Origin of the sequence: Moorena sp. SIO4G3, assembly GCF_010692305.1 — a bacterium.
GTDB classification, from domain to species: Bacteria; Cyanobacteriota; Cyanobacteriia; order Cyanobacteriales; family Coleofasciculaceae; genus Moorena; species Moorena producens_A.
In genome coordinates this window covers 1-2,993 of record NZ_JAAHIG010000622.1, presented here as the reverse complement: position 1 = coordinate 2,993, position 2,993 = coordinate 1, and the positions used below count along the sequence as shown (strand labels likewise).

Below are 2,993 nucleotides of genomic sequence, written 5' to 3'. Positions count from 1 at the left end.
TGCGTTCCCACTGGTCCGAGACGCAAAGCATAGCGGCGCGTCATGATAGCACGGCTCCTGATTGACTCAACTCTCTACATTTATCGATTCTAAACTAGATTGATTCCTATTTGATGACACGCCCTAGTTTTAACTAAAAAAAATCTAATTCCAGTCAATGGCTATGGTGCTTGTAGTGTTTCGGGTTGCCACTGTAAATCGTTTGAAGGATCTGATTATACTTGTTCTAACTGTGGTCACAATTATGCTAGTCACTGGTAGGAGGTGATAAGTAGGTGAGCCCAGGGCTATTTCATTCTGGATCTAGGTAACGAGTTTAGAGGCTTGTGACAGTTAACTTAATTGTCCACTAATCTGCCAATATCTACAAAAAATTGGTAGATTAGATTCATGACACTCGTGCCACTCCGTAAGGCGGTCGAACTTACGGGACTCTCTAGGAACACTTTAAGGAAGTATGCAGACGATGGGACGATCAGATGCGAAAAAACCCCAGGGGGAACTAGATTTTTTGACACAGAAAGCTTACTTAGTCTTGGGCGGCGACAACCAAGACAGCCAACCACAATCTGTTATTGCCGAGTTAGTTCTACCAAGCAAAGAGACGACCTCGCACGCCAAGTCGCCTACCTACACTCCCTCTTCCCAGGAGCGGAAATCATCAAAGATATCGGGTCGGGACTCAACTACAAAAGGAAAGGACTTAAAGCCATACTGGAGCGAATTGTGCGCGGAGATCAGCTCACAATTATTGTTGCCTGTAGAGACCGACTTACCAGATTTGGGTTTGAACTCATTGAGTACTTGGTCAGTCTCAACGGTGGAAAAATCCTGGTTCTCGACCAACCTGAAAGCTGTCCCGAGTCGGAACTTACCGCAGATCTTCTCTCCATTATTCACGTCTTCTCTTGCCGCGTCCACGGACTCCGAAAGTACGGTTCGAAAATCAAAGAAGATTCGAGTGTTCCTAAACCCTGAGCAACGTTTAACAGCTCGTAAGTGGTTTGGAGTTTCCCGTTATGTTTTCAATAAAACCGTCAAAATACTCTCTGATGGTGAAACCAAAGCTAATTGGAAAGCCATCAAGACTGGGATATTAACTGACCTCCCTGAGTGGTGCAAAGCAGTACCCTATCAAATCAAATCTATAGCGATAAAGGATGCTTGCACTGCTGTTAGGGAAGCCAAAAAGAAGTACAAAAAGACTTCACAAATCAATCGGGTAAGATTTAGATCTCGCAAGAACCCTGTCCAGTCTTGCTATATCCCTAAGTCAGCAGTGTCCAGTAAAGGGATCTATCACACAAAGCTTGGAGAAATTACCTTTGCCGAGACTCTGCCTGACAATATCTGTGATTGTCGATTGACTAGCACCAACGGGAACTACTACCTGGTAGTTCCCCATGAAGCAACTAATACTAGAGCCGAGAACCAAGGCAGAGTAGTCGCTTTAGACCCCGGAGTTAGGACTTTTTTGACATTCTTTAGTGAGACTTCTGTTGGAAAGATTGGTGATGGTGATTTCTCCCAGATTCAAAGGATTTGTTCTCATCTCGACAACCTTTTGTCTCGAATAAGTAAAGCTAAGAAAGGACAAAAACGCCGAATGAGAAAAGCCGCTAGACGGATGATCATCAGGCTCCAAAATCTTGTAAACGAGCTTCACCATAAAGCGGCTAGGTTTTTAGTTGACAACTTCGATGTGATATTGCTTCCCACTTTTGAGACTTCCCAGATGTCCAAAAAGACTACTCGCAAAATTAGATCGAAGACAGTTCGCAATATGCTTTCTTTTGCTCATTATCGCTTTAAAGAATTTCTAAAACATAAAGCCCAAGAAACTGGGAAAGTCGTCGTAGACGTCTGTGAAGCCTATACGAGTAAGACAGTTAGCTGGACTGGGGAATTGGTCAATATCGGTGGCAGCAAAATTATTAAATCAAAAGTTGATGGTAGATCAATGGATCGAGACATTAACGGCGCTCGTGGAATATTTCTACGAGCCTTGGGAGATACCCCCTGGCTGAGAAATCAGCTTGCATTAGTGAGCCAAGATTTGCCTTTGGTAGATTTTGGTAGCTAAAAAGTATCGGAACGCGCCTCTTATCACTACAATCACACTATGAGGCGAAGACTATGAAACTTTCTTATCGCGGTGTTAGCTACCAATACCATCCTTGCGAAGTTTCCACCACAGCAGTTGACTTGACTGGCAAGTATCGGGGAGTGAATTACCGATTGGGTAGTGCCCATCCTATACCACTTGTGCAAGACAAAGTCAACCTCAAATATCGTGGCGTTTCTTATTAAGTGACATACTCCCAGACTGACAAGCACGGTTCAGTGTGGGCTTCTTGCCAACTCCGCCCATTGGTTAGGATACTCAGCAAGCTTTATTAACGATACGGTCAGAAGTTACCGCAAGAAGAGTGGAGCCTTTATGGTTAGCAGGCTATGCATAAAAGAGGTGCGACCCGTGGCGAATTTAATTCGCCAACGGAAAGCGCACCTTTGGTTAAAACTTTATGATTAAGGCTCCACTCTTCTAAGGTTTCGTCTCCGGGATGCCCCGACCCACGCCTTACAATACAAAAAAGTTCAATTTTGAGGCAAGTAGGTGGCGGTTAGCTCTTAATTTGTCTTCCCTACTATTTTCAGTATAGCATTTTTCAACCTATGCAACACAGTTCCTGTGCGCGATTCATCTCACACTCATGGGGTAGCATTGAGATGTGAGGCTAAAGAGCGGATGACGCTAAATATCAACTAAGTATTCTAGCCTACAAATAAGGTGTCTGTGACATACTCCCACACGCTCATCAAAGATTACAGTGTGGGCTTCTTACCAACACCAGGTATCCCTTCGGTTACTCGGTAAGCTTTACTTGTGACGGGATGCCCCACCGCCAAATTCAATATATTGATCGCCGCATTTACATCTCTGTCAGCTACATAACCACAATGAGGACAAGAGTGGATGCGGTCTTTTAGTT

Annotated in this window: 4 protein-coding genes; 3 read left to right on the top strand and 1 reads right to left on the bottom strand. The window is 44.2% G+C overall.

Annotated elements, in window-relative coordinates:
• The first annotated feature begins 390 nt into the window (after positions 1 to 390).
• The 3 genes from F6J99_RS43815 to F6J99_RS43805 are packed head-to-tail and all read left to right on the top strand — an operon-like array spanning position 391 to position 2,310.
• Positions 391 to 978 (top strand): IS607 family transposase, encoded by a 588-nt coding sequence (locus F6J99_RS43815; protein ID WP_293123423.1) that lies wholly within the window; start codon positions 391 to 393, stop codon positions 976 to 978.
• Positions 962 to 2,083: a transposase gene (locus F6J99_RS43810; RefSeq protein WP_293123421.1), complete on the top strand. Its 1,122-nt coding sequence runs from the start codon at positions 962 to 964 to the stop codon at positions 2,081 to 2,083. Before F6J99_RS43815 ends, F6J99_RS43810 begins: the two co-directional genes overlap by 17 nt.
• Positions 2,084 to 2,136: 53 nt before the next feature.
• On the top strand, positions 2,137 to 2,310 hold the full coding sequence (locus F6J99_RS43805; RefSeq protein WP_081431351.1) for a DUF4278 domain-containing protein: 174 nt from the start codon (positions 2,137 to 2,139) through the stop codon (positions 2,308 to 2,310).
• Positions 2,311 to 2,826: 516 nt separating this feature from the next.
• On the opposite strand, the gene F6J99_RS43800 is transcribed toward F6J99_RS43805, so the two are convergent.
• Positions 2,827 to 2,993 (bottom strand): zinc ribbon domain-containing protein (locus F6J99_RS43800; RefSeq protein WP_365974611.1); only part of this gene is annotated, 167 nt, incomplete at its 5' end.

What these genes read in the sequence shown, in the direction of transcription:
- F6J99_RS43805 (WP_081431351.1), top strand. Translation starts at nt 2,137, where the DNA reads ATGAAACTTTCTTATCGCGGTGTTAGCTACCAATACCATCCTTGCGAA.
- F6J99_RS43815 (WP_293123423.1), top strand. Translation starts at nt 391, where the DNA reads ATGACACTCGTGCCACTCCGTAAGGCGGTCGAACTTACGGGACTCTCT.